Genomic DNA, 24589 nt, shown 5'->3' with positions numbered 1-24589 from the left:
GATGCGTCATGACGGGAGAAAAGCCCAAGAGCTTCGCAAACTGGAGCTTCAAACAAATGTTTTCAAATATCCAGAAGGATCGGTAGTGATCCGTTTTGGTGATACAACAGTTATTTGTTCTGCAACAATAGAAAATTCTGTTCCCCCTTTTTTGAGAGAAACAGGAACAGGATGGGTGACAGCAGAATATAGTATGCTGCCTCGAGCAACGAGTACGAGAAATCGTAGAGAAAGCAGCAAAGGGAAACTTTCTGGTAGAACAATGGAAATCCAGCGTCTTATTGGTCGTTCCTTGCGTGCAGTAGTAGACTTGGAAAAATTAGGAGAACGTAGTATCATCGTAGACTGCGATGTGATCCAAGCGGATGGCGGTACTAGAACAGCAAGTATCACTGGGGCATTTGTGGCATTGAAATTAGCCATTGAAAAACTTTTAAGAGAAAAAGAATTGTCAGAAGATCCAATAAAAGAACATCTTGCTGCAGTTAGCGTAGGAATCTTACCAGATGGGACTTGCGTCACAGATTTGGATTACCAAGAAGATTCCGCAGCACTTGTAGACATGAATCTTGTAATGACAGAATCTGGAAAATTCGTGGAGATTCAAGGAACTGGAGAAGAAGCAACGTTTGATGGTGAACAGTTGAATGAAATGCTCTTTTTTGGAAAAAACGCGATTGAAGATTTGATCAAAGAGCAAAAACATGCTTTGCTAACAGAGTTTGCTCAAAATGATGAGCGGATAGAAGAAACAAAAACAATCATCATTGCGACAAGAAATCCAGGAAAAGCAGAAGAGTTTCGAAATATGTTCAAAGAAGCGGGATATCATGTAAAAACATTACTTGACTATCCTGAATTGCCAGATGTGGAAGAAACTGGCAGCACATTTGAAGAAAATGCCCGATTAAAAGCAGAAACGATTGCACAATTGCTTGATCAGCCAGTCTTAGCAGATGATTCAGGTTTGAAAGTGGATGCTTTAGGCGGTATGCCAGGAATCTATTCTGCACGTTTTGCAGGGGAACAAAAAAGTGATGCGGGGAATAACGCCAAATTATTATATGAATTGACAGATGTGCCGGATGAAAAAAGAACAGCACAATTCCATTGTACGTTAGTATTCGCGGCACCCAAAAAAGACAGCCTTGTAGTAGAAGCGGAATGGCCCGGTCGAGTAGCCCGTATACCATCTGGCGAAAATGGCTTTGGGTATGATCCTTTATTTATCCCAGAAGGTAAGAAACAAACAGCAGCAGAATTATCGAGCGAAGAAAAAAACAAGATCAGTCATCGGGCTCAAGCAATGAAAAAATTGAGTGCCGAGTGGAAACAATGGCTGGAAGGAGAGAGATAGATGCGGTATTTAGTAGTAAGTGATAATCATGGAGACAGAGATATCCTCGTTGACTTAGTAGATCGTTATCGTTCTGAAGTGGATATCTTTTTCCATTGTGGTGATTCGGAATTAGAAGCTTCTGACCCATTATGGGATACATTCCAAGTGGTTCAAGGTAATTGTGATTATGGACCAGGATTCGAACAGAAAAAAGTGATCCAAACTGGTCAGGATACAGTATTCATGACTCACGGTCATTTATCGAATGTCCGATTTGGTTTGACACAGTTAGCAATCGAAGCTCGAGCTGCAACTGCCGATATGGTGTTTTTTGGTCATACCCATCAAATAGGCTGTGAGATGGATCAGAAAATCCTGTTTTTGAATCCTGGTAGCATTTCTCAGCCTAGAGGCCCGATCCAAATCCCATCATATGCTCTTATCGAAAGTTTAGATGACCAAATTTCTGTTCAATACTATAACCGTGCCCATCAGGCAGTTGAAGAGTTGGCCTTTTCTTTTTCGAGAGAGCGCTGAATAAAAAAACTCTAATTTTTAATAAAAATAAGCTTTATTTTATGAATTTTGCATCCGGTTTCGGTAAAATAGTAGTGTTGAATGAAATAGAAATGGAGGCCATCAGATGATTGGACCTATAGTAAGAGAAATGCTGCTGGAAAATCAGGAAACGTTTTTGATTCCTGCAGAAAATGTGGCAAATGTTATGTATCATCATCCATTGTCCCATGGTTTACTTGTGTTATCGAAGGTCGGTTATTCCAAAATTCCTGTATTAGGAAAAGATGATCACTTTGTAGGACTAGTAAGTTTATCAGATGTGGTCAATAAAATGATTGACTTGCAAACAATCAGCATGGACCCGTTAGAAGGACTAACGGTTGCTGACGTGACAGAAACAGATGTTCCGACAATTGATGAAAATTGGGAACTAGAAGAAGTACTCCATTTGTTAGTCGATTCGCCTTTTTTACCGGTTGTCACAGAAGATCGGATTTTCAAAGGAATCATTACAAGAAAAGAGCTGCTTAAAGCCGTAAACTTCATGGTGCATGAATTAGAACGTCGTAATATATTGTCTCCGAAAATCGAAGAATTAAAAGAACAAATCGATATCGTGAGCTAAAGAACGAGAAACTAAAAGATAATCAAAAAATAAGTAGAAAAAACAGCGTACCAGTTTTGACTTTATCTTGAAAAAGAGGCTGGGACAAAAGCGTTTAACTCCAAGAAATAAGAAGGAATTCACGAAAATTGCTTTTCAAATTTTTGTGAATTTCAGCTTATTTCCGAAGGAGTTGCTTCTGCTTCCGCCGTTTATACGTGTTTAGAGCGTGGGACAAAAGTGTTCTTTACTTTTGTCCCACGCTCTTTTTAGTGAGATTCGTTGCATCGTTTGTCCAAATTATTTTCCGACAGCAATTGGACTGTTCGGAATCGTGAAACCAGAAGCTGTCAATTCTTTGACATAGGAGCTCAAGAACTCTTCTTTTAAGGCATATTGTTTTCCGTTCAATGCGTAGCAGACCGTACGAATCGCAAAATTGCTGTTTCCAAGATCCACTAATCCAAAGATAGAAGGTTCAGTTTGGAGCTCTTCTTGGTATTTTTCAGCTAATGTACGATTTACTCGATCAATGATCTCATAGATTTTGTCATATCCTTCTTCAGGAACAATCCGAATATCTAAAAGTACTTGCATATTTGCACGAGAGAGATTGCTGATCGTGGTGATGTTTCGATTCGGGATGAAATGGACAGTACCATCCGTTGCTTTCAGCTGAAGGGTACGGATACCAACAGATACGACGGTTCCTTCAATCGTTAAGTTTGCTAGCTTGATGTAGTCCCCAACATCCATCTGTTGTTCCATGATAATAAAAAATCCGGTAATAACATCACTCATGAACCCTTGGGCACCAAGACCGATTGCCACACCTGCAATTCCGGCACCAGCCAAAAGTGATCCGATCGGCACACCGATAGCAGATAAAATTGCATAGATAAAAAAGAAACCAAGGGTATAATGAAAAATAGTATTTAAAAGACTATGTAAAGTCTTTAAGCGGCTCTCGTTTAGAATGGCTTTTTTAGAATACTGATTAAAAGACTTATCAATCAGATATTTTCCCACACGGTGAAGAATCCAAAAAAGGACGATCAAAAAAATCAGATATAAACTTTTTTGGATAAAGGCAGCCAAAATGGCGTCCCAATCAATCCCGTCCCAAAACCGCTGAAACGCATTTACTTTGCTGACAGCTTGATCTGTCAATGTCTCGCCAGAAGAGTCTGTCGTACCGGCAGTTGCTAATAATGAAAACATAAAATCCTCTTTTCTAAAATTTGATTCTTTCTGTATTGTACCAAGAAGTTTTCAAAAAAGGAAATAGCAAAAATAACTATAATGAAGGAAAAAAGCTGAAAATAAAATGACAAATAATATGGATAATGATAAAATGTGGAGAAAATAACGAAGGTGGTAAGTATATGCAAATCGATTGGAACAATCTAGGTTTTTCTTATATCAAAACTCCTTGGCGTTTTATTGCCAAATGGAAAGACGGACAATGGGAAGAAGGAGAATTGACAGAAGATAATTACCTGACGATTCATGAAGGCTCTCCAGCGCTTCATTATGGTCAGCAATGTTTTGAAGGTCTAAAAGCTTATCGTCGAAAAGACGGCAAGGTCAATCTCTTTCGACCTGAACAAAATAGTCGACGGATGAATCAAAGTGCTAGACGATTGCTGATGCCAATGGTCCCTGAAAAGATGTTCGTTGATGCTGTCAAGCAAGTGGTAAAAGCAAATGAAGATTTTGTGCCGCCCTATGGAACAGGCGCTACATTATACTTGCGCCCTTTACTGATTGGGGTCGGTGAAAACATTGGTGTCCATCCAGCTCCAGAATATTTATTTGTCGTCTTCTGTACGCCAGTAGGAGCGTATTTCAAAGGTGGACTAAAACCAACGAATTTTATTGTATCTGATTACGATCGTGCTGCTCCTAAGGGGACTGGTGCAGCAAAAGTCGGCGGAAATTACGCAGCGAGTTTACTTCCAGGAACAGAAGCAAAAGAACTGGATTACTCAGATTGTGTTTATCTTGATCCAGCCACACATACGAAAATCGAAGAAGTAGGTGCAGCAAATTTCTTTGGAATTACAAAAGACGGAAAATTCATCACTCCGCAATCGCCCTCTATCTTACCAAGTATCACGAAATATTCCTTGTTGCAGTTAGCTGAAGAACGACTAGGACTGCAAGCAATTGAAGGAGATATTTTCATTGATGATCTAGATCAATTTGCAGAAGCTGGTGCATGTGGTACAGCGGCTGTTATTTCTCCAATCGGTGGGATTTATCACAATAACAATCTTCATGTATTTTATAGTGAAACGGAAGTAGGACCAGTAACAAAACGGTTGTATGATGAATTGACAGGTATTCAATTTGGAGACATAGAAGCACCAGAAGGCTGGATTGAAGTCGTGGAATAATTTCAAAGTAATGAGTTGAAAAAAACGTAAAAAGAAAAAATCAGGAAGAGACTTTAAAAAGTTTTTTCCTGATTTTTATATGTTTTACTTTAAAGAATGCAACAAAAGTTTATGAAAGATGGACACCTTTGTCAACGTAGATAATATCACCGATGATTCCGCTGGAAAGTGGGCTGATTAAGAAAGCACAAGCATTACCGACTTCTTCGATCGTCACACCTTGCTGATCAGGCGTACGAGATTCAGATAACTGGATCAGTTTTTGATAGTCTTTAACACCTGTGACAGCTAATGTTTTGATTGCCCCAGCTGAGATTCCATTGACCCGAATTCCTTTAGGCGAGAACTCAGCTGCCAAATAACGGATAGCAGCTTCAAGAGAAGCTTTCGCAATACCCATCATGTTATAATTCGGGATTGCGCGTTCTGAACCTAGATAAGTCATGCTAACGATCCCGCTGTTTGGTGCAAGAAACGGTTGTGCGTATTTTGATACAGCAATTAAAGAGTAGCTGCTGATATCTTGAGCTAATTGATAGCCGTCTCTGGAAATATCAGACACATTTCCGGACAATTCTTCTTTGTTGGCGTAAGCAACTGCATGGACAAGGCCGTGGATCTCCCCAGCATATTCACCGATGGCATTCATTGCTTTTTCGATGCTTTCGTCGCTAGAAACATCACATTCTACAGTGAATGCTTCTTCGCCGACCAATTTGACTAATGATTTTTTCATTCGTTCATTTTGGTAAGTATAGATAATTTCTGCCCCTTGTTTCAACATTGCTTCAGCACAACCCCAAGCAATGCTTTTTTTGTTAGCGACGCCCATAATGACGATTTTTTTTCCTTCTAGAAATGACATAATGACTCTCCTTTGTTTCTGATAAAAATTTGATAGTCGTAAAAAAATAGAGAATAATAGCTAAAATAACTTCTTGATTTCTTAATTATTAGTCAAAATGTTTTGATTGTCAAACTATTTTTTCTTAAATTAAAAAAAGATTGCTAAATATTTAGGAATATGATACTTTGATAGTCAAAGTAATGAAAATGGCAATTGCCTGAAAGAAGGAGTTTAATTATGTCTTACGTATTATCTGCTACTGAAGTAATGGAATTGATTCCTAATCGTTATCCTATTTGTTATATTGATTATGTAGATACTTTAGAACCAGGAAAAAAGATCGTTGCGACAAAAAATGTAACAATCAATGAAGATTTTTTCCAAGGTCACTTTCCTGACAATCCAGTGATGCCGGGTGCGTTGATTCTAGAAACACTGGCACAAGCAGGTTCGATACTTATCCTAAAATCAGAAGAGTTTCTAGGAAAAAGAGCTTATATCGGTGGGATCAATAAGGCCAAATTCCGTCAAAAAGTTGTTCCAGGAGATGTGCTGAAATGTCATTTTGAAATCACCAAAATGAAGGGATCAGTCGGTACAGCGTTATCTGCAGCATATGTAGATGATAAAAAAGTCTGTGAGTGCGAGTTCACGTTCATCGTCAACCAAAATGCTTGACTATAAAACCTGATATAGCAAAACAAAAGGAAGCTTACTTGCTTTTTATGTAAAAAGAAGACGCCTGAATCCTAGCATACGTTGTCATCTATGCAGGATTCAGACGTTATTTTTTTATTTTTGTTTTGCTTCTTGCAGTATATTGATTTTATCGATTTTTACTTCTTCTTTTGGTTTGTCTGAACTATCTGTTTCGATATTTGCAATAGCATCCACGACATCCATTCCTTCAATCACTTGGCCGAAGACAGTATAATGGCCATCTAGTGAAGGATAACCGCCGTTTTTATAAGCGTCGATGATTGCTTGAGGATAGTCGTCTTTTAAAAGACCATCATGCATATCATCTGTATTTTGAACGATAAAGAACTGGCTGCCGTTACTGTTAGGATCTTGTGAGCGAGCCATAGATAACGCACCTCTTATATTATAAAGGTGGTTGTTGATCTCTGTTTCAAATCCTTCTCCCCAAATGCTTTCCCCTCCAGTGCCATCGCCTTTAGGATCGCCACCTTGGATCATGAAATCTTTGATGACGCGATGGAAAGTCAGTCCGTTGTAGTAACCGTCTTTTGCATGTGTCATAAAGTTTTCAACCGCTTTTGGTGCGTATTCGGGAAATAATTTGATTTTGATTGTGCCTTTATTCGTCACCATTTCGACCAGATCTTCATTTTCGGCGACATCTTTCGTCAATTGTGGTAATTCCAATGCGTTCAAATCGACGCTACTGGCAGTCGTGCTTTCCGCAGTAGATGTACTTTTTGAACTTTCTGTAGACGAACTAGAAGAAGTCGTGTTGTTTGCAGAACAACCAGCAGCAAACAGCAATGCTGCTGCTAAACTAATACTTAAAATAACTTTATTTTTCTTCATAACTGTTCCTTTCCAATTTACTATTTTGTTATCTTTAATGATAACAAAATAGAGGGAAAATACCTACTTAAATTATTGGAATTTATCATTTATTTTAAAAGAAAAAGAAAAGGTGTAGACCATTTACTTTGTGTTTGCTATAATGTAAGTGGATACAAAAACGAAAAGATGCAGGAGGAAATGGTAATATGGGAAAATTAGGAATCTCGATTTATCCAGAACGGTCAACATTTGAAAAGGACAAAGCGTACTTGGATTTAGCTCATAAGTATGGGTATAAACGGGTTTTTACCAGTTTGCTGCAGATCAATGATGATAAAGAAAAAGTTCTTTCAGAATTTAAAGAAGTAGTTGATTACGCGAATAGCCTAGGCATGGAAGTAATGGTTGATATCAATCCAGCGTTATTTGAACAGTTGGAGATTTCTTACGATGACTTATCTTTTTTCCATAAGATGGGTGCCTACGGGGTCCGCTTAGATATCGGATTCACAGGAGCAGAAGAAGCAAAAATGACGCGCAATCCTTTTGGTATCAAAATCGAGATCAATATGAGTTCGGGCACGAATTACGTTGACAACATCATGAGTTATTCGCCAAACACGGATAATTTATTAGGTTCTCATAATTTTTATCCTCATCGATACTCTGGTTTAGGATACGAACACTTTGTTTTTTGTTCAGAAAAATTCAGAAAATATAATTTGAATACGATGGCATTCGTCAATTCGCAATCTGCTGAGTTTGGCCCTTGGCCTACGCAAGATGGCTTGTGCACGCTGGAAGACCACCGAGATCTTGAAATTGCGACACAAGTGAAGCATTTAATCCTTACAGGATTGATTGATGATATTTCTATTGGAAATGCGTACGCAAGTGAAGAAGAATTGAAAGAAATGGCAGAAGCATTTAACGCGGATTATCCAACATTGAAAGTAGATACGGAAGAAGGTATTACAGAAAACGAACGAATTTGCTTGTTTGATAACCTTCATAGTTATCGAGGGGATCGCTCAGAATATATCCTTCGTTCAACGATGACTCGTGTATACTACAAAGATAAAGATTTCCCGCCTCATAATACGCGAGATATGCATCATGGGGATGTACTGATTGACAATGAAGGGTACGGTCAATACAAAGGAGAAACACAAATCGCCTTGAAGGATATGAAAAACGACGGACGTGTCAATGTTGTAGGAAGAATCTCCGATGACGAATTATTCCTCCTTGACTTTTTGAAACCATGGTCAAGCTTTAAATTAATTGAAAATAAAAAATAGATAATTAGTTATTGCAGAAATAATCCGCTAGAAATAGCCAGTTATTTCTGCTTTTTTATTTTGTTTTTTTATAGGTTATGATTTGTCAAATTAAGCTAGAATAAAATGCTTCTTGTACATAGCTCAAAAATATTTCGATTGGTGTTCTGTAATTCAATGATTTTCTTGGAATATGATTACGTTGATTGCTGACACTGGAAATAAATGTCTGATTCACTTTTCTAAAATCCATTGATTTCGGCAGTCCATTACGACGCAGAATCCCGTTAGAATTCTCGTTTAATGGGCGTTGAGAAGGTGTTCCAGGGTCCGCAAAATATATATCAATATCATGTTGGTTACTAATGGCTTTCCAGTTAGAAAATTCCTTTCCACAGTCAAACGTAATAGATTTAAAGAAGTTTTTAGGGAAGCGAGAAAACCATTGATTAAGGGCAGTTTCAATATCTAATGCCTTACGGCCGTTGGGTTTAATCGTGATAATGACTTTAGATAATCTTTCAACTAAAGTAATGACGGCACTTTTATGATGAATGCCAACGATCGTATCACCTTCAAGGTGACCAAACTCAGAATTGAAATCAGGATAATTATCAGGTCGATCATGGATTGAGCGCTGATACTGTTGTTTTCCCCGTTTTTCCTGATGGCCATTGGGTTTTCTTTTACCTTTCATCGGTAGTGTGTCAATATCAAATATTCCTTTAGAAAATAAACGATAAAGTGTTCTCATACCGCATGAAACAGACCTTTCTTTTCGCCCGATAATGACGTCAGGCGTCCAACCAAGAGTGACTTTCTCTTTAATGTAATCTACTTCATGAGCAGGTAATTGAATGACTTTTCTACCACATTTTTTCTTATTTTCTTTATACTGGTGCCAATAATCAAGAGCAGTCTTGCCTTGCTTGAACTTATTGACTACATTATAAATAGTTTGTATAGCACGTCCCATTCGGTTAGCGATTTCAACCGGCTTATTATGTTGAAGATAATATGATTCTATCATTGTCAGTTCGTCTATGGTAAGATGTTTGTAGGTCATTTATGGTTACACTCCTTTGTTTTCTTTCGTCGGAAATACAATTTGAGTGTACCATAAATGCCTTTTTATTTTTCTAACTTAATTTTACAATTCGCGGGTTATAAAAATGAACATTGCATAGTAGAGATTCTTTGATTATACTAATTCAAGGTTATATGAAAAAAGAGAAATGAGATGGATGATTTATGAAACTTTGGATGAAAATCCTTTTAGGCGTCGCTTTAGCTCTGATTGTTGCGTTAGTGTTTGCAGGGAATTATTTTTATAATTATGCTGTTGTGCCTTCTGAGAAAGACTTTTTAGACGAAGATACACCTGGTACAACACAGACATCCAAAGAAACGGATGCACATAAATGGTTTAGTTCAAAAGAAAACCGAAGCGATTGGACCATCACTTCAAAAGACGGTCTGAAATTATCAGCGATTTATCTTCCTGCTGAAACGAAAAGTGAAAAAACAGCTCTTGTGGCTCATGGCTATATGGGAAACGCTGAAACGATGACCAATTACGCAAAGATGTTTCATGATATGGGTTACAATGTCCTTGTTCCTGATGCAAGAGGACATGGAAAAAGCGAAGGGGATTACATTGGATTTGGATGGCCAGAGCGTAAAGACTATGTACAGTGGATAAACAAAGTGCTAGAAAACAATGGAAAATCGCAAGAAATCGTTCTATACGGTGTCAGCATGGGAGCAGCAACAGTTATGATGACTAGCGGAGAAAAACTACCAGATAATGTGAAAGCAATCATTGAAGATTGCGGTTATTCTTCCGTTCATGATGAGCTTGCTTATCAGCTAGACGATATGTTTAGTCTTCCAGCATTTCCGCTTATGCAAGTAACGAGTCTAGTGACAAAAGTCCGTGCTGGCTACTTTTTCGGTGAAGCAAATGCAGTGGAACAATTGAAGAAAAACCAGCGCCCAATGCTCTTTATACATGGAGACGAAGATACATTTGTACCATTTGAAATGTTAGATAAGGTCTATCGTGCAACGAAGGGACCAAAAGAAAAGTATGTTGTAAAAGGAGCCGAGCATGCGGAAGCATACAAGACAGATCCTGAAAAATATCAGCAAGTAGTCCAACAATTTTTAAGCCAATATGTTCATTGAACGAGTTTAAAAGTAGGGGATGAAAAGAAAGAAGCCTTTGACTGGATCCAGTCAAAGGCTTCTTTTATCGATTGATCTATCAAATTACAAGTTAGCGAATTTTTCTAGTAAGCGAATCATTTGGCAAGTAAATCCATACTCATTGTCATACCATGCAACAGTTTTAACAAGTTGGAAATCACCAGCAGTTGTTACTTCTGTTTGCGTTGGGTCAAAGATCGAACCTTGAGTTGTTCCAATGACATCGCTAGAAACGATTTGACGGTCATCATACCCGAATGAAGGATTGTCAACTGTGTGTTTTTTGATTGCTTCGTTTACTTGATCAGCAGTTACTTTTGTTTTCAATACTGAAACCAATTCAGTTAATGAACCATCAACGACTGGAACACGTTGTGCGTGTCCTTGTAATTTTCCTTGTAGCTCAGGGATAACTAAGCCGATTGCTTTCGCAGCACCAGTAGAATGTGGGATAGTATTGTCAGCAGCTGAACGAGCAGCACGCAAATTACCGCCTTTTACAGGTCCATCTAAGAGCATTTGTGTGGAAGTGTAGGCATGAACTGTTGTCATTGTACCAACTTCGATCCCAAATTCATTATTTAAGAAATAAGCCATAGGTGCTAAACAGTTTGTTGTACATGAACCTGCTGAGATGATTTTGTCGTTTTCATCTAATGTATCATCATTGACGTTATAGACGATGGTTTTCATAGCACCAGCTGGGGCAGAAATAACTACTCGTTTGACACCAGCATCTAAATGCGCTTTTGCTTTTTCTTCAGATGTATAAAAACCAGTACATTCTAGTACGATATCTACACCGTTTTCTTTTGCCCAAGGGATTTTGCTTGCGTCGGGTTCTGCATAAACACGAGTTGCTTCGCCATCCACTACGATTGAGTCTTCTGTTGCAGTAACTGTGCCAGGATAAGTACCATGAGTAGAGTCAAATTGCAATAATTGTGCTAACATAGTTGGACTTGTTAAGTCGTTGATTGCTACTACTTCAATATCATCTGAGACTTCTTTGATGCGGCGGAAAGCCAGACGGCCAATACGCCCAAATCCGTTAATACCTACTTTTACTGTCATATCAAAAGTTCCTCCTTTATTAGGGGTGCTGTGAAACGGCATCCTCAATTAATACAATTAATACACTGTTATTCTGCTACGCAAAGAATATTTTGTCAAAAAATTATACTTGGTAGCAGAAAAAAGGTTGGAAACCTTACCAAATGATAAAAAAAGAAGAAGGTAAACAATCTTTTTGCTGAAATGATAGACAAAATCAGATTTCACCGATAAAATAAGTAAGACTTTTGTTTATTGTGGAAATTCAGGCAGTCAAATAAATAAATGAATAATAGGAGGACTTAATTATGTCCATGTTTTTAGATCAAGTAACGATCGATGTGAAAGCTGGCAAGGGCGGAGACGGAATGGTTGCATTTCGTCGCGAAAAATACGTTCCTGACGGCGGACCGGCTGGCGGAGACGGTGGTCGTGGCGGCGATGTCATCTTGATCGTCGATGAAGGGTTACGTACATTGATGGATTTTCGGTTCAATCGCCATTTCAAAGCGCAGCCAGGTGAAAATGGGATGAGTAAAGGGATGCACGGTCGTGGTTCAGAAGATACCTATGTTAAAGTACCACAAGGAACCACTGTCCGAGATGCGGAGACTGGTGCTCTTTTAGGAGATTTAATTGAAAATGGTCAAACACTAGTTGTGGCAAAAGGTGGACGCGGTGGACGAGGGAATATCCGTTTTGCCTCTCCTCGGAATCCTGCACCGGAAATTGCTGAAAACGGTGAACCAGGACAAGAGCGAAAAATCGAACTAGAATTGAAAGTATTGGCAGACGTTGGACTTGTAGGTTTTCCATCTGTCGGGAAATCGACTTTACTATCCGTTATTTCATCTGCTCGTCCAAAAATCGGCGCTTATCATTTCACGACGCTCGTACCTAATCTAGGAATGGTTACTACAAGTGATGGCAGAAGTTTTGCCGCAGCAGACTTGCCAGGCTTGATTGAAGGAGCTTCGCAAGGTGTTGGGCTGGGTACACAATTCCTTCGTCATATCGAAAGAACACGAGTAATTTTACATGTGATCGATATGAGTGGGATGGAAGGACGAGATCCTTATGAAGACTATCTTGCCATCAACAAAGAATTATCTACTTATAACTTACGCTTGCTAGAGCGTCCGCAAATCATCGTGGCAAACAAAATGGATATGCCGGATGCACCGGAAAATCTAGTGAAATTCAAAGAACAGCTGAACAAGGAAAAAGAAGATGAATTTGCTGATGACATCCCAGTATTTCCAATTTCTGGAGTGACTCGACAAGGATTGGACGCGTTATTGAATGCTACAGCAGATTTGTTAGAAGTAACGCCAGAATTCCCATTGTACGAAGAAGAACTGGAAGAAGAAACTGTACACTATGGATTCAATCCAGAAGGTCCTGAGTTCCAAATCGATCGTGATTCAGATGCAACGTGGATCTTATCTGGTGAGAAGATCGAAAAATTATTCCAAATGACGAATTTCGATCATGATGAAACAGTGATGCGTTTTGCTCGTCAATTACGTGGTATGGGTGTGGATGAAGCTCTTCGGGCACGCGGTGCGAAAGATGGCGACCTTGTACGTATCGGTGAGTTTGAATTTGAATTTGTCGAATAGGCAAGCAAATAAAAACAAATACCAAAAAATATAGATTCAGATTTAAGGGAGGTTGTGACAGAAGTGATCAGCTTCAAGAACGCCGTTTATTCGGAAAAAGGAGCTGTGATACGACTTTTGTCACAGCCCTATTTTATTGGAAAAAAAGAGTGCTTTTCTTTTCTTATTTTACAATTAAAGGTAAAATAAATAACAAGAAGGTATGAAAGGGGCGTTTTTAATGAGCAAACGAGTAATCATTTTAAATTTTCAAGTAGAAAGCCAGGCATATCAGGCATTTTCAGAAATCAAAAAGTTACATGCTGTTCGTTCGATTAAAGGAGAACAGATGGCAGTTGTCAGCCATGATCCTAATGGGACACATCAATTCAAAATAGAAGATTTTATCGACTTTACCGGTAATAACAAATCTTCTACGGGTGGATTAATCGGAATGTTGGTTGGTGTATTAGGTGGTCCGCTAGGGATTTTATTAGGATGGTTTGCCGGAGGAATGATCGGTGCGACACAAGATGCCAAAGAAATAAAAGATGCCCAGACCGTGTTCGACTTTGTAGGAAATAAAATCGGTGAAGGAGCTACAGGACTGATCTTGATTGCTGATGAAGAGGACAATCGCCCACTGAATCAATTGGTAATGATGGAATTAGGCGGAGAAATTACTCGCTTGGATTATGAAGATGTCGAAAAAGATGTGCATGATGCGAAAGAAGCTGAAAATCATGCGAAAGAAGCTGCACAAAAGACTTGGAAGGACAAACATCCGCAAACTTCCAACGACAATGAAAGTTCTGGATCTTCAAATTAATAAAAAACAGCAGAGGATCTCAAACGGGTTCGCTGCTGTTTTTATAGTAATTTTCAAAGAAAACGCTATCGCTTTAGAACGTTATTTTTAATTTGAACCCATTCTCGACTTACGGTTGATTATCCCTTCTTTTTACCCTAAAATTAAAGAGGAACTTAAAGAAAGTCAGGTAGATTATGGAATTACAATTTTTAGGAACAGGTGCAGGTGTTCCTGCAAAACATAGAAATGTGACAAGTATAGCATTGAAACTTTTAGACGAGCGCAATGAAGTTTGGTTGTTCGACTGTGGCGAAGGCACGCAAATGCAGATTTTGCGAACGACTATTCGTCCGAGAAAAATCGGTAAAATTTTCATTACACATTTACACGGCGATCATATTTTTGGACTTCCCGGGCTCATCAGCAGCCGGTCATTTCAAGGTGGGGATACGCCATTAGAGATTTACGGGCCAAAAGGGATAGAGGAATACATAAAAGTCTCTTTAGGTATTTCGCAAACGCGTTTAAGTTATCCGCTGAAATTCATTGAGCTAAATGAAACAGCCCCGATTTTTACTGATCAGCAATTTTCTGTTTATACAAAAAAACTAAATCATGGGATCGACAGTTTTGGTTATCGTGTGGTTGAACATGATCATAAAGGAGAATTGCAGGTGGATCGTCTAAAAGAATTAGGTATTCCAGCTGGACCACTGTACGGCAAACTGAAGCAAGGTGAAACGATCCAACTAGAAGATGGGCGGACGATCAATGGAAAAGATTTCGTAGGTCCAGATAAAAAAGGACGAATCGTGACTATTTTAGGCGATACGAGAAAAACACATAATTCCGTTGTGCTTGCGGAAAATAGCGATATTCTGGTACATGAAAGCACATTTAATAAAGATGAAGCAAGAATGGCGCACAACTATTTCCATTCCACGACTCATCAAGCTGCTGAAGTTGCAAAAGAAGCGCAGGCAAAACGGCTGCTACTTACTCATATCAGTGCGAGATATTTAGGAAAAGCAGCTTTAGAGCTTGAAAAAGAAGCACAAGAAGTGTTTGAAAACACGACGATTATGAAAGATTTTGATAGCATTGAGATTCCATTTCGCGAGGAGGAAGAGGCATGAATTTAGAAGATAAAGTTGTTTTAGTAACAGGTAGTTCAGGCGGTCTGGGCGCACAAATCTGTTATGAAGCAGCAAAGCAAGGAGCAATCGTTATAAGTTGCGCACGAAGAATGGCATTTGTAGAAGGTGTCAGAGACGAGTGCAGACGCTTGAGCGGCAAAGAGGCTTATGCTTTCAAGGTAGACGTCAGCAATCCTGAAAGCGTGGACGAATTATATGAAAAGGTGATGGAAGAAGTCGGGCGCGTCGATATTCTGGTAAACAATGCGGGTTTTGGGATTTTCGAAGACTTCCTTACATTCGACCTTGGAAAAGCATACGATATGTTTGAAGTCAACATCTTAGGAATGATGGTTTTGACACAAAAATTTGCGATCGATATGGCAGAAAGAAGACAAGGTCATATCATTAATATCGCCTCTATGGCTGGAAAAATGGCAACTGCAAAATCAACGGTTTATTCTGCCACGAAATTTGCAGTCCTTGGCTTCTCCAACGCTTTGCGATTAGAATTGAAACCACTTGGCGTAGCTGTTACGACAGTGAATCCAGGTCCAATCGAGACAAATTTCTTCGATAAGGCTGATCCAAGCGGAAGCTATTTGGAAAAAGTCGGACAAATCGTTTTAGAACCTGCCAAGTTGGCAAAAATGATCGTCCGCAATATGAGACATCCAAAACGGGAAATCAATCAACCGTTTATTTTAGAAGTTGCATCAAAATTTTATACGCTGTTTCCAACGATTGGTGATTATTTAGCCAGCGGAATTTTTAACAAAAAGTAGGTGAAGGAATTGAAAAAGCAAAGCAATGTGATTCTTGGATTTGTTTTAGTTTTGATTATTGTTCTTTTTGCTGTATTGAACAATAAAAATGTTCCTGTAAGTTTTGGCTTCACTTCCTTTTCTGCGCCATTGATCTTAGTGATCATCGGTTCTGCGCTGATTGGTGCACTGATTGTATTTTTGACTGCTTCGGCAACACTATGGCAGCAAAAAAAGCAAATCAAACAGCTGACTCAGGAAATGTCAGAATATCAAACAGAACTTCAAAAGAAAATTGAAGAAGCAAAAGAAGAACAGCAACGCGAGTTTAGAAACGAACGTGCGGAGTTGGAAGCTGCTTATCAGGCGGAGTTACAAGCGAAAACCGCACAAATCAGTCAATTGAAAGCGCCGGAAGAACAAAAAACTCAATCGCCCAAACAAAGCTTCAATTATTTTGACTAATAGGGATATTTCATAAATGGTCGTACAAAAGATCAGGTCCTGCTGAACATCTGTCTAGCGGATCTGATCTGTTTTTATTCTTTCTTTCTGCTTTTTTTTGCTGATTTCCTTTGCTATAATAACTAAGTTAGGAGTGAGAAAGTGAGACAAGCAAATTTTGATTGGAAGTTAAGCGAGACAGAGCCTTCTGAATCCTTTCTCCAAATGATCCGTGAACTGAAATTATCTCCATTTGTCGGTAAGTTACTGTGGCAAAGAGGTTACCATGAGGAAAAGGATATCAACCGATTTTTACATCCAAAGGAACAAGAATTACATGATCCGTATCTGATGCACGATATGGATAAAGCAATCAGCCGAATCCAAGAAGCTGTAATCAGTGGAGAAAAAATCCTCGTTTACGGTGATTATGACGCAGATGGGATCACCAGTGCAACGGTAATGAAAGAAACACTGGAATTACTTGGTGCAGAAGTAGAAGTATTCCTGCCAAATCGATTTGAGCATGGGTATGGACCAAACCAATCGGTATACCAAGAAAAGATCGAAGAAGGAATCCAGTTGATCATCACTGTTGATAACGGGGTAGCAGGAAATGATGCGGTAGCATACGCTCAGCAAGCTGGTGTAGACGTGATCATTACAGATCATCACGAACTACCTGAGAATTTACCAGACGCTTATGCGATTGTTCACCCTCGTCATCCAGCGGGGCACTATCCATTTCCAGATTTGGCAGGAGTCGGAGTAGCATTCAAAGTAGCTTCTGCATTATTGGAAGAACCGCCTGCAGAATTTTTGGATTTAGTAGCGATAGGAACGATCGCCGATTTAGTTTCATTGACTGATGAGAATCGAATCCTTGTTTCATTAGGAATCGATGCCATTCATCATTCAGAACGGATAGGACTTCAGGCGCTATTTGAAGAAAGCGGCGTAAAAATGAGGGACGCAGACGAAACAACGATCGGTTTTTCGATTGCTCCCAGACTAAATGCAATCGGTCGGATGGGCGATCCACGTCCTGCCGTCTCGTTACTTGCGACGTTTGATGAAGAGGAAGCATCCGTTCAAGCAAAAAAATTGAATGAGATCAATGAAGAAAGAAAAGCAATCGTAGAGCAGATAACACAAGAAGCATTAGCGATGGTCAATAAGGAGAATCATATCCATCTATTGGTAAACCGAGGATGGCATGAAGGCGTTTTGGGCATTGTTGCTGGGAAAATAATGAATGAAACGGGTAAACCAACGCTTGTCCTTACTTTAAAAGAAGATGGATCAGCTAAAGGATCTGGACGTAGTATTGAAGCCTTGAATCTTTTTGAAATGCTTGACCAGATGCGAGATTTATTTACTTACTTCGGAGGACATCATGCAGCAGTCGGTTTAACGATGCCAAGTGAAAATGTCACTATACTACAGGAGAAGATGAACCAATATATAGTCGATCATCAAATTGACTTGATGAGAGGGCCTGAGTTGAGAATTGATGAAGTATTGCTGCCAAATGAAGTAACAGTAGAGCGAATTGATGAGCTGAAACTATTGGCGCCATTTGGTACGGATAATCCTTTGCCTCAGTTTTTATTTCGACAAGTCCAAGCAGAAAATATCAAAAGAATCGGAGCAAACCAACAGCATCTGAAATTTGTCCTTTCCGATGCATCGAGTCAGCTTGATGCGGTCGCTTTTGGTTTTGGTACTCAAGAAGAAGAACTGCTGAATAATCAGGTAGATGTGGTAGGAAAGCTTTCGATCAATGAATGGAACGGGCGTAAGAAACCGCAGCTGATGGTATCTGATTTTTCTGTGGGTGGTCTGCAAGTATTTGATTGGCGGGCAAAACGTTTCCGTGAACAGAGCCGAACGTCGGAAGGTAGCCTTTATTTAGCATTTGATTCTTCGACGTTGAAATTCGTGCCTGAGATTATCCAGGAAGCTGCGATTGTTTTCGAAGGACTAGATTCTGTAAAGGCAATAATTGAAAAAAGAAAACCAAACTCTCTAGTTGTTATGGATTGTCCAGATGATTTAGCGGATCTGAAAGAAGTTTTTCGGTCTTATTCATTCAATCGTGTTTATCTGATGGGGATTTCACCTGATGAGGCCTATTTGAATGGGGTAGGCACAAGAGAACAGTACGCAAAATTGTTTAAATTGATCCATTCTCAAGAACGAATTGATATACGTCATAAAATAAAAGCAATAGCTCAATATTTGCGTATCCCTGAAAAATTATTAATTTTTATGATACAGGTGTTTTTTGAATTGAAATTTGTTACAATAGAGAACGGTGTTTTACAAAAAGTCGCTAGCCCAGAAAGTCATCCTTTGACTGAGAGCAGATTATACCAGCGACGGCTCAATAAAATCAAAGTTGAGGAATTTTTGCTTTTGAGCGATATTCCTACCATAAAGAAATGGTTAACAACCTAGGAGGAAACAAAGAGTGGATTTAAAAGATTATATTGCCAGTATTCCCGACTATCCGTCAAAAGGAATTGTGTTTCGAGATATTTCCCCACTGATGGCAGATGGTGACGCTTATCGGGAAGCTACTAAACAAATCGTAAATTATGCAAAAGAAAAACGAATTGATATGGTAGTTGGGCCAGAAGCCCGTGGATTCATCGTAGGATGTCCTGTTGCTTATGAGTTAGGAGTCGGTTTTGCCCCAGTCCGCAAAAAAGGGAAGTTACCTCGAGAAACCATCGAAGTGACTTATGGATTAGAATATGGAACAGATACATTGACATTGCATAAGGATGCCATTAAACCAGGTCAACGTGTGCTGATTTGTGACGATTTGCTAGCTACTGGAGGAACAATCAAAGCGACGATCGAACTGATCGAACAATTAGGCGGTGTAGTCGTAGGCTGCGCATTTTTGATCGAATTGATGGATCTCCATGGACGCGACAAAATCAAAGGATATGACATCATTACATTAATGGAATATTAAGCAGAAAAAAGAAGCTATTCTTGATGTTATTCTTAAAGAAGCGATTTTAAAGCGACCCTCAAAAGTCAGATTCTCTATCTGACTTTTGAGGGTCGCTATTTTTTTATAAATGGAAACAAGCAAAGACCAGTAGAAGTTTAAAAAATCACTTTTTCCGCAATTTGACTTAATACCGAAAAACTGGCTTTAGAACACCGTTTATTCGAAAAAAAGGATGTGACCGATTTTTGTCACACCCCCGTAAAAGTTTAACTTCTTGTCTTTTGAATAATTAGCAGTCAATCCTTATTATGATTGCCTGGATCTGTAGTAGGGCTCATGATAGAAATGATCTTCATGAATTCTGCGCCGCTCAGATTGACGGTACTTCTTTTCATCCCACAACATGAACCACAAAGTAAATAACGGAACAAACACAAGTAAAGCTGGACGTATGCCGAAATTACCAATAATAATACCTAAAAACAAAACAGTTAATACTAAGCCAAGACGTCTCATTGATTTCATGAATTCTCACCTCTTTAATTTATGCGAACAATTGTTCGTATATTTAGTATACGAATATTTGTTCGGTTTGTAAAGAGGGAAGTGATAAAAATTTGAAAGAAGAAGAACCCGGGCGAAAAAAGAGTTTGAGACCAACGTCTCAAACTCTTTTTAAAAAGTTTTCTTTTAATTAGTAGCAATTAATAGATATGACTACGATAAAGTCCTACTACTCGTCCTAATATAGATACTTGATCTAAGATGATTGGTTCGAGCAAGTCGTTTTCAGGCTGCAGACGGAAAAAGTTTTTTTCTTTATAGAATCGTTTGCAAGTCGCTTCGTCCTCGGCAGTCATTGCAATGACAATATCGCCATTTTGAGCAGTTTCTTGCTTCCGAACGATCACGTTGTCACCATCCAATATCCCAGCATTGATCATACTATCTCCACGAATTGTCAGCATAAAGAGACTGCCTTCTTCGGAAGAAAGATTAGGAGGGATTGGAAAGAAGTCTGAAGCATCCTCTACTGCTAAAATGGGTTCTCCAGCTGTTACGACGCCAAGTACTGGAATAGTTGTTGGACGAATCCCAATCTTTTCTAAACCTTGTTTTGTCAACTCGATTGCACGAGGTTTCGTCGGATCTCTTTGGATAAACCCTTTTTTTTCAAGCCGTGCAAGATGACCGTGAACAGTAGAAGTAGAAGAAAGCTGAACAGCTTCCCCGATTTCACGGACAGTCGGCGGGTATCCTTTTTGGGTTACTTGTTCATGGATATATCGTAAGACTTCGATTTGTCTTGATTCAGTTTGTCGGGCCACAAGGTACACCTTCTTTCACTTGATAAATAAATAGTACCATATAAAAAGCGCTAAATCAAACGAATGTTCGTATTTTATTTAGTTTATCTAGTTGTTTTTTTTTCAGTTTTTATATAATATGAAGGAGAGTAAAAGGAGGGCTGAGCATGCTGTCACCTGAAAAAATAGAGCGGATCAATGAACTTGCACGTAAAAAGAAGGAAAATGGTCTCTCAAAAGCCGAAGAACAAGAACAAATCAACTTGCGCAAAGAGTATTTGGAAGCTTTTCGTTCCGGTATGCGTCATCATATCGAAGGAATGAAAGTCGTCGATCCTGAGGGCAATGACGTGACCCCGGAAAAATTAAAAGAAATCCAAAAGAAAAAAGGCTTACACAACCGAAATGACAACTTTTAGTAAAAAATACTGAAAAAGATTGCTTTTTCGTGTGACATCTTATAGAATGAAAGTGTAAGAAATAAAGGTAAAAAAAACCTAAATTAATAGGAGGGGTTATTTTGTTTGACAAAATTGACCAACTTGGCGTTAACACAATTCGTACATTAAGTATTGAAGCAGTCCAAAAAGCAAACTCAGGACATCCTGGATTGCCGATGGGCGCAGCACCTATGGCATATGCGTTATGGACAAAACACCTGAAAGTAAATCCAACGACATCAAAAAACTGGGCTGACCGCGACCGTTTCGTTCTTTCGGCAGGACATGGGTCAGCAATGTTGTATAGCTTGCTTCATTTAGCTGGCTATCAAGTGACAATCGATGATTTGAAACAATTCCGTCAATGGGATTCTAAAACACCAGGACATCCTGAAGTACATCATACAGATGGTGTAGAAGCCACTACAGGGCCATTAGGACAAGGGATTGCAATGGCTGTCGGTATGGCAATGGCAGAAGCGCACCTTGCAGCAACGTATAACAAAGAAAACTTTAATGTGATGGATCACTATACGTATGCAATATGCGGTGACGGAGACTTGATGGAAGGGGTATCTCAAGAAGCAAGTTCGATGGCAGGTCATATGAAACTAGGGAAATTGATCGTTTTATACGATTCAAACGATATTTCACTAGACGGTCCAACTTCAAAAGCTTTCACAGAAAACGTTGGTGCTCGCTATGAAGCATATGGCTGGCAACATATCTTAGTGAAAGACGGAAATGACCTAGAAGCAATCTCTAAAGCGATTGAAGAAGCAAAAGCTGAAACAGACAAACCAACATTGATCGAAGTAAAAACAGTCATCGGCTATGGTGCTCCTAAAGAAGGAACATCTGCTGTTCATGGTGCTCCTCTTGGTGAAGATGGCATCAAGATGGCTAAAGAAGTTTATGGTTGGGAGTATCCAGATTTCACTGTTCCAGAAGAAGTAGCTGCCCGCTTCCATCAAACGATGATAGAAGAAGGACAAAAAGCTGAAGATGCATGGAATGAAATGTTTGCCAATTATAAAAAAGCTTATCCTGAATTAGCACAACAATTTGAAGATGCTTTTGATGGCAAACTACCAGAAAACTGGGATGCAGAATTGCCAACTTATGAAGTTGGAAGCAGTCAAGCAAGCCGTGTTTCAAGTAAAGAAGTCATCCAAGAATTATCGAAAGCTATACCAAGCTTCTGGGGTGGTTCAGCGGACTTGTCAGGTTCCAATAATACAATGGTGGCTGCAGATAAAGATTTCACTCCTGAACATTATGAAGGACGCAACATCTGGTTCGGTGTCCGCGAATTTGCAATGGCTTCGGCTATGAATGGTATCCAACTTCATGGCGGAACTCGTATCTACGGTGGAACATTCTTTGTCTTTGTCGATTATCTAAGACCAGCAGTTCGTTTAGCAGCAATCCAACATACTCCTGTTGTTTACGTCTTAACACATGACTCGGTTGCTGTCGGAGAAGACGGACCAACGCACGAACCGATTGAACAACTAGCATCTGTTCGCTGCATGCCTGGTGTTCAAGTGATTCGTCCGGCAGACGGAAATGAAACACGTGCTGCTTGGAAAGTAGCGATGGAGACAACAGATGCGCCTACTATCCTTGTATTGAGTCGTCAAAACCTTCCAGTATTGCCTTCTACAAAAGAAGTAGCAGATGAAATGGTGAAAAAAGGTGCGTATGTTCTTTCTCCATCACAAGGAGAAACACCAGAAGGTATTTTGATTGCAACAGGTTCTGAAGTTGATTTGGCTGTGAAAGCTCAAAAAGAATTGGCTGAAAAAGGCAAAGATGTTTCTGTTGTTTCTATGCCAAGCTTTGACCTCTTTGAAAAACAATCTTCTGAATATAAAGAAAGTGTACTTCCTAAATCAGTGAAGAAACGTGTGGCTATCGAAGCTGCTGCATCATTTGGATGGGAACGCTACGTAGGAACAGAGGGCGCAACGATTACAATCGATCATTTCGGTGCATCTGCCCCTGGCACTAAAATTTTAGAAGAATTTGGATTTACAGTAGAAAATGTCGTGAATACGTACAATCAACTATCATAGATCCAAGCAATTGTTTGACTGATAAGAACAGCTGTCTGCAAGTTGGAGACAGCTGTTCTTTATGTGTTAGAAGAATAAATCAATATTACTTTTCGTTTTCGGCTATGTTACATTTAAATGACAAAACAAAGAATTCTTCGGATTAGTTTGTGTTTCTTGAGAATTAAAAGTATAATTTAATTAATTAAGTTTGTTTTAAGAAGAGAACTTTTTATTAAGTTTTTTTATTTTGAGGAGGAATTTGAATGCAAGAGCTGAAGACCCGCAGTGCCCGGCACCATAGACCTAAAAGAAAAATGGTGATCAATAAAAAAGCGATTGCTCCTTTAATTGGAACGAGTCTTTTAGTTGGGCCGATGATGGTTACAGCGGTACCGCAACATGTTCATGCAGATGAACAAGGATCTCAAACAGTCGCTGATCCTCAAGCGTTTATCGATCAAATCGGCTGGTCTGCGTCAGAAGTTGCTGCAAGTAATGACTTGTATGCTTCAGTCATGATCGCTCAAGCGTTGTTGGAAAGTGCATATGGCACTTCCGGATTAGCTAGTGCGCCAAATTATAATCTATTCGGTGTGAAAGGAAGCTATAACGGACAGGTCGTTTATATGGCAACCAAAGAATATGTAAACGGACAATGGGTAACGATGAATGAGCCATTCCGAAAATATTCTTCTTATTGGGAATCCTTCCAAGACCATGCGAATGTTCTTCGTTCAACCAGTTTTTCCACGGGCGATTATCATTATGCTGGCGTGTGGAAAAGCAATACAACAAGTTTTTATGATGCAACAGCGTACTTGACAGGTCGTTATGCTACCGATCCAAATTATGGGGCCAAATTGAACTCATTGATTAATACTTATAATTTAACCCGTTTTGATACGCCATCAACAGGTTCGGCTACAACAACCACAAGTACAACAACAACGACTACTACGACGACTTCAACGTCATCATCTTCAACAACAGATGTAAATACAAATAATGGTCAGACATATACAGTCGTGTCAGGTGATACGCTATGGGATATTGCACAAAAATTTGGCATGTCTGTTGATGATCTAATGGCGAAAAATGGCATGTCTATGTCCAGTTATTCTTTATTAGTTGGTCAAGAACTAAACGTTTGATTTAGATAAAAAGGCAAAGAAATTACCATATATGGTATATCTTTGTCTTTTTTTTGCTAGTCAAAGACGAATCACTCGCCATAAATGAACAGATTGTATTATGATAAGTAAGAAGAGCAAAG

Annotated in this window: 24 protein-coding genes; 17 read left to right on the top strand and 7 right to left on the bottom strand. The window is 39.2% G+C overall.

Going from position 1 to position 24589, the window contains the following annotated elements; translation table 11 throughout:
* Position 1: 1 nt before the first annotated feature.
* The 3 genes from rph to cbpB all read left to right on the top strand — a co-directional run bounded on the left by rph (position 2) and on the right by cbpB (position 2483).
* Positions 2-1357 (top strand): ribonuclease PH, encoded by a 1356-nt coding sequence (gene rph / locus IGJ87_RS06655; protein WP_002296875.1) that lies wholly within the window; start codon positions 2-4, stop codon positions 1355-1357.
* On the top strand, positions 1358-1876 hold the full coding sequence (locus IGJ87_RS06650) for a metallophosphoesterase (RefSeq protein ID WP_002288030.1): 519 nt from the start codon (positions 1358-1360) through the stop codon (positions 1874-1876).
* 106 nt (positions 1877-1982) lie between these two features.
* Complete coding sequence (cbpB, locus tag IGJ87_RS06645) at positions 1983-2483, top strand: cyclic-di-AMP-binding protein CbpB (protein ID WP_002295789.1); 501 nt, start codon at positions 1983-1985, stop codon at positions 2481-2483.
* A 279-nt stretch (positions 2484-2762) separates the two neighbouring features.
* Here the strand turns inward: cbpB and IGJ87_RS06640 are convergent, their stop codons facing one another.
* Complete coding sequence (locus IGJ87_RS06640; protein ID WP_002295791.1) at positions 2763-3683, bottom strand: mechanosensitive ion channel family protein; 921 nt, start codon at positions 3681-3683, stop codon at positions 2763-2765.
* Positions 3684-3808: 125 nt separating this feature from the next.
* On the opposite strand from IGJ87_RS06640, the gene IGJ87_RS06635 reads away from it, so the two are divergent.
* On the top strand, positions 3809-4861 hold the full coding sequence (locus tag IGJ87_RS06635) for a branched-chain amino acid aminotransferase (protein WP_002321517.1): 1053 nt from the start codon (positions 3809-3811) through the stop codon (positions 4859-4861).
* Positions 4862-4970: 109 nt separating this feature from the next.
* Here the strand turns inward: IGJ87_RS06635 and fabI are convergent, their stop codons facing one another.
* Positions 4971-5726, bottom strand: a complete 756-nt coding sequence (fabI, locus tag IGJ87_RS06630) for an enoyl-ACP reductase FabI (RefSeq protein WP_002295795.1) — start codon at positions 5724-5726, stop codon at positions 4971-4973.
* A gap of 219 nt (positions 5727-5945) precedes the next feature.
* Between fabI and fabZ the strand changes: the two genes are divergently transcribed.
* Positions 5946-6386, top strand: a complete 441-nt coding sequence (gene fabZ, locus IGJ87_RS06625; protein WP_002295797.1) for a 3-hydroxyacyl-ACP dehydratase FabZ — start codon at positions 5946-5948, stop codon at positions 6384-6386.
* A 114-nt stretch (positions 6387-6500) separates the two neighbouring features.
* Here the strand turns inward: fabZ and IGJ87_RS06620 are convergent, their stop codons facing one another.
* Positions 6501-7262 (bottom strand): peptidylprolyl isomerase, encoded by a 762-nt coding sequence (locus IGJ87_RS06620; protein WP_002295798.1) that lies wholly within the window; start codon positions 7260-7262, stop codon positions 6501-6503.
* A 188-nt stretch (positions 7263-7450) separates the two neighbouring features.
* Here IGJ87_RS06620 and IGJ87_RS06615 point away from each other — a divergent pair, with 188 nt between their 5' ends.
* Positions 7451-8545 (top strand): DUF871 domain-containing protein, encoded by a 1095-nt coding sequence (locus tag IGJ87_RS06615; RefSeq protein ID WP_002295800.1) that lies wholly within the window; start codon positions 7451-7453, stop codon positions 8543-8545.
* An 85-nt stretch (positions 8546-8630) separates the two neighbouring features.
* On the opposite strand, the gene IGJ87_RS06610 is transcribed toward IGJ87_RS06615, so the two are convergent.
* Positions 8631-9590, bottom strand: a complete 960-nt coding sequence (locus IGJ87_RS06610) for an IS30-like element IS6770 family transposase (protein ID WP_002303791.1) — start codon at positions 9588-9590, stop codon at positions 8631-8633.
* Between the two features lie 185 nt (positions 9591-9775).
* Here IGJ87_RS06610 and IGJ87_RS06605 point away from each other — a divergent pair, with 185 nt between their 5' ends.
* Positions 9776-10711, top strand: a complete 936-nt coding sequence (locus IGJ87_RS06605) for an alpha/beta hydrolase (protein WP_002289735.1) — start codon at positions 9776-9778, stop codon at positions 10709-10711.
* A gap of 84 nt (positions 10712-10795) precedes the next feature.
* On the opposite strand, the gene gap is transcribed toward IGJ87_RS06605, so the two are convergent.
* Positions 10796-11806 carry a type I glyceraldehyde-3-phosphate dehydrogenase gene (gene gap, locus IGJ87_RS06600; protein ID WP_002289734.1) on the bottom strand — a complete coding sequence of 337 codons (1011 nt, stop codon included), beginning with the start codon at positions 11804-11806 and terminating at the stop codon, positions 10796-10798.
* A 287-nt stretch (positions 11807-12093) separates the two neighbouring features.
* Between gap and obgE the strand changes: the two genes are divergently transcribed.
* The 7 genes from obgE to IGJ87_RS06565 all read left to right on the top strand — a co-directional run bounded on the left by obgE (position 12094) and on the right by IGJ87_RS06565 (position 19527).
* Entirely contained in the window at positions 12094-13407 is a 1314-nt protein-coding gene (gene obgE, locus IGJ87_RS06595) for a GTPase ObgE (protein WP_002296575.1), read from the top strand.
* A 220-nt stretch (positions 13408-13627) separates the two neighbouring features.
* The gene (locus IGJ87_RS06590) at positions 13628-14215 is read left to right on the top strand and encodes a hypothetical protein (RefSeq protein WP_002295807.1); all 588 of its coding nucleotides are present in this window, start codon (positions 13628-13630) and stop codon (positions 14213-14215) included.
* A gap of 176 nt (positions 14216-14391) precedes the next feature.
* Positions 14392-15333: a ribonuclease Z gene (gene rnz / locus IGJ87_RS06585; protein WP_002295809.1), complete on the top strand. Its 942-nt coding sequence runs from the start codon at positions 14392-14394 to the stop codon at positions 15331-15333.
* Positions 15330-16118, top strand: coding sequence for an SDR family NAD(P)-dependent oxidoreductase (locus tag IGJ87_RS06580; protein ID WP_002296573.1), 789 nt, complete (start codon positions 15330-15332; stop codon positions 16116-16118). Before rnz ends, IGJ87_RS06580 begins: the two co-directional genes overlap by 4 nt.
* Positions 16119-16562 carry a LapA family protein gene (locus IGJ87_RS06575; RefSeq protein WP_002303793.1) on the top strand — a complete coding sequence of 148 codons (444 nt, stop codon included), beginning with the start codon at positions 16119-16121 and terminating at the stop codon, positions 16560-16562. It abuts the gene before it with no gap.
* Between the two features lie 141 nt (positions 16563-16703).
* On the top strand, positions 16704-19001 hold the full coding sequence (recJ, locus tag IGJ87_RS06570; protein ID WP_002297438.1) for a single-stranded-DNA-specific exonuclease RecJ: 2298 nt from the start codon (positions 16704-16706) through the stop codon (positions 18999-19001).
* A 13-nt stretch (positions 19002-19014) separates the two neighbouring features.
* Positions 19015-19527 (top strand): adenine phosphoribosyltransferase, encoded by a 513-nt coding sequence (locus IGJ87_RS06565; RefSeq protein ID WP_002295813.1) that lies wholly within the window; start codon positions 19015-19017, stop codon positions 19525-19527.
* Between the two features lie 288 nt (positions 19528-19815).
* On the opposite strand, the gene IGJ87_RS06560 is transcribed toward IGJ87_RS06565, so the two are convergent.
* Together IGJ87_RS06560 and lexA are read right to left on the bottom strand one after the other, a co-directional pair.
* Complete coding sequence (locus IGJ87_RS06560) at positions 19816-20034, bottom strand: hypothetical protein (protein ID WP_002297436.1); 219 nt, start codon at positions 20032-20034, stop codon at positions 19816-19818.
* A 179-nt stretch (positions 20035-20213) separates the two neighbouring features.
* Entirely contained in the window at positions 20214-20837 is a 624-nt protein-coding gene (gene lexA, locus IGJ87_RS06555) for a transcriptional repressor LexA (RefSeq protein WP_002296572.1), read from the bottom strand.
* A 146-nt stretch (positions 20838-20983) separates the two neighbouring features.
* Here lexA and IGJ87_RS06550 point away from each other — a divergent pair, with 146 nt between their 5' ends.
* The 3 genes from IGJ87_RS06550 to IGJ87_RS06540 all read left to right on the top strand — a co-directional run bounded on the left by IGJ87_RS06550 (position 20984) and on the right by IGJ87_RS06540 (position 24467).
* Positions 20984-21235, top strand: coding sequence for a DUF896 family protein (locus IGJ87_RS06550; RefSeq protein ID WP_002295816.1), 252 nt, complete (start codon positions 20984-20986; stop codon positions 21233-21235).
* A gap of 101 nt (positions 21236-21336) precedes the next feature.
* The gene (gene tkt, locus IGJ87_RS06545) at positions 21337-23334 is read left to right on the top strand and encodes a transketolase (RefSeq protein ID WP_002295818.1); all 1998 of its coding nucleotides are present in this window, start codon (positions 21337-21339) and stop codon (positions 23332-23334) included.
* A gap of 245 nt (positions 23335-23579) precedes the next feature.
* Positions 23580-24467, top strand: a complete 888-nt coding sequence (locus tag IGJ87_RS06540) for a glucosaminidase domain-containing protein (RefSeq protein ID WP_002295819.1) — start codon at positions 23580-23582, stop codon at positions 24465-24467.
* Positions 24468-24589: the final 122 nt, after the last annotated feature.

It is taken from the genome of Enterococcus sp. DIV1411a, from assembly GCF_050531945.1.
Classification (GTDB): Bacteria; Bacillota; Bacilli; order Lactobacillales; family Enterococcaceae; genus Enterococcus_B; species Enterococcus_B faecium.
This window is presented reverse-complemented; position numbering and strand designations above follow the sequence as displayed.

Bases quoted from the DNA above. Each gene is read 5' to 3' on its own strand.
- obgE (WP_002296575.1), top strand. From the start codon at position 12,094: ATGTCCATGTTTTTAGATCAAGTAACGATCGATGTGAAAGCTGGCAAG.
- fabZ (WP_002295797.1), top strand. From the start codon at position 5,946: ATGTCTTACGTATTATCTGCTACTGAAGTAATGGAATTGATTCCTAAT.
- IGJ87_RS06580 (WP_002296573.1), top strand. From the start codon at position 15,330: ATGAATTTAGAAGATAAAGTTGTTTTAGTAACAGGTAGTTCAGGCGGT.
- IGJ87_RS06560 (WP_002297436.1), bottom strand. From the start codon at position 20,034: ATGAAATCAATGAGACGTCTTGGCTTAGTATTAACTGTTTTGTTTTTA.
- IGJ87_RS06615 (WP_002295800.1), top strand. From the start codon at position 7,451: ATGGGAAAATTAGGAATCTCGATTTATCCAGAACGGTCAACATTTGAA.
- rnz (WP_002295809.1), top strand. From the start codon at position 14,392: ATGGAATTACAATTTTTAGGAACAGGTGCAGGTGTTCCTGCAAAACAT.
- IGJ87_RS06590 (WP_002295807.1), top strand. From the start codon at position 13,628: ATGAGCAAACGAGTAATCATTTTAAATTTTCAAGTAGAAAGCCAGGCA.
- fabI (WP_002295795.1), bottom strand. From the start codon at position 5,726: ATGTCATTTCTAGAAGGAAAAAAAATCGTCATTATGGGCGTCGCTAAC.
- IGJ87_RS06620 (WP_002295798.1), bottom strand. From the start codon at position 7,262: ATGAAGAAAAATAAAGTTATTTTAAGTATTAGTTTAGCAGCAGCATTG.
- IGJ87_RS06640 (WP_002295791.1), bottom strand. From the start codon at position 3,683: ATGTTTTCATTATTAGCAACTGCCGGTACGACAGACTCTTCTGGCGAG.
- IGJ87_RS06650 (WP_002288030.1), top strand. From the start codon at position 1,358: ATGCGGTATTTAGTAGTAAGTGATAATCATGGAGACAGAGATATCCTC.
- gap (WP_002289734.1), bottom strand. From the start codon at position 11,806: ATGACAGTAAAAGTAGGTATTAACGGATTTGGGCGTATTGGCCGTCTG.
- IGJ87_RS06550 (WP_002295816.1), top strand. From the start codon at position 20,984: ATGCTGTCACCTGAAAAAATAGAGCGGATCAATGAACTTGCACGTAAA.
- cbpB (WP_002295789.1), top strand. From the start codon at position 1,983: ATGATTGGACCTATAGTAAGAGAAATGCTGCTGGAAAATCAGGAAACG.
- IGJ87_RS06540 (WP_002295819.1), top strand. From the start codon at position 23,580: ATGCAAGAGCTGAAGACCCGCAGTGCCCGGCACCATAGACCTAAAAGA.
- rph (WP_002296875.1), top strand. From the start codon at position 2: ATGCGTCATGACGGGAGAAAAGCCCAAGAGCTTCGCAAACTGGAGCTT.
- IGJ87_RS06635 (WP_002321517.1), top strand. From the start codon at position 3,809: ATGATAAAATGTGGAGAAAATAACGAAGGTGGTAAGTATATGCAAATC.
- IGJ87_RS06605 (WP_002289735.1), top strand. From the start codon at position 9,776: ATGAAACTTTGGATGAAAATCCTTTTAGGCGTCGCTTTAGCTCTGATT.
- IGJ87_RS06610 (WP_002303791.1), bottom strand. From the start codon at position 9,590: ATGACCTACAAACATCTTACCATAGACGAACTGACAATGATAGAATCA.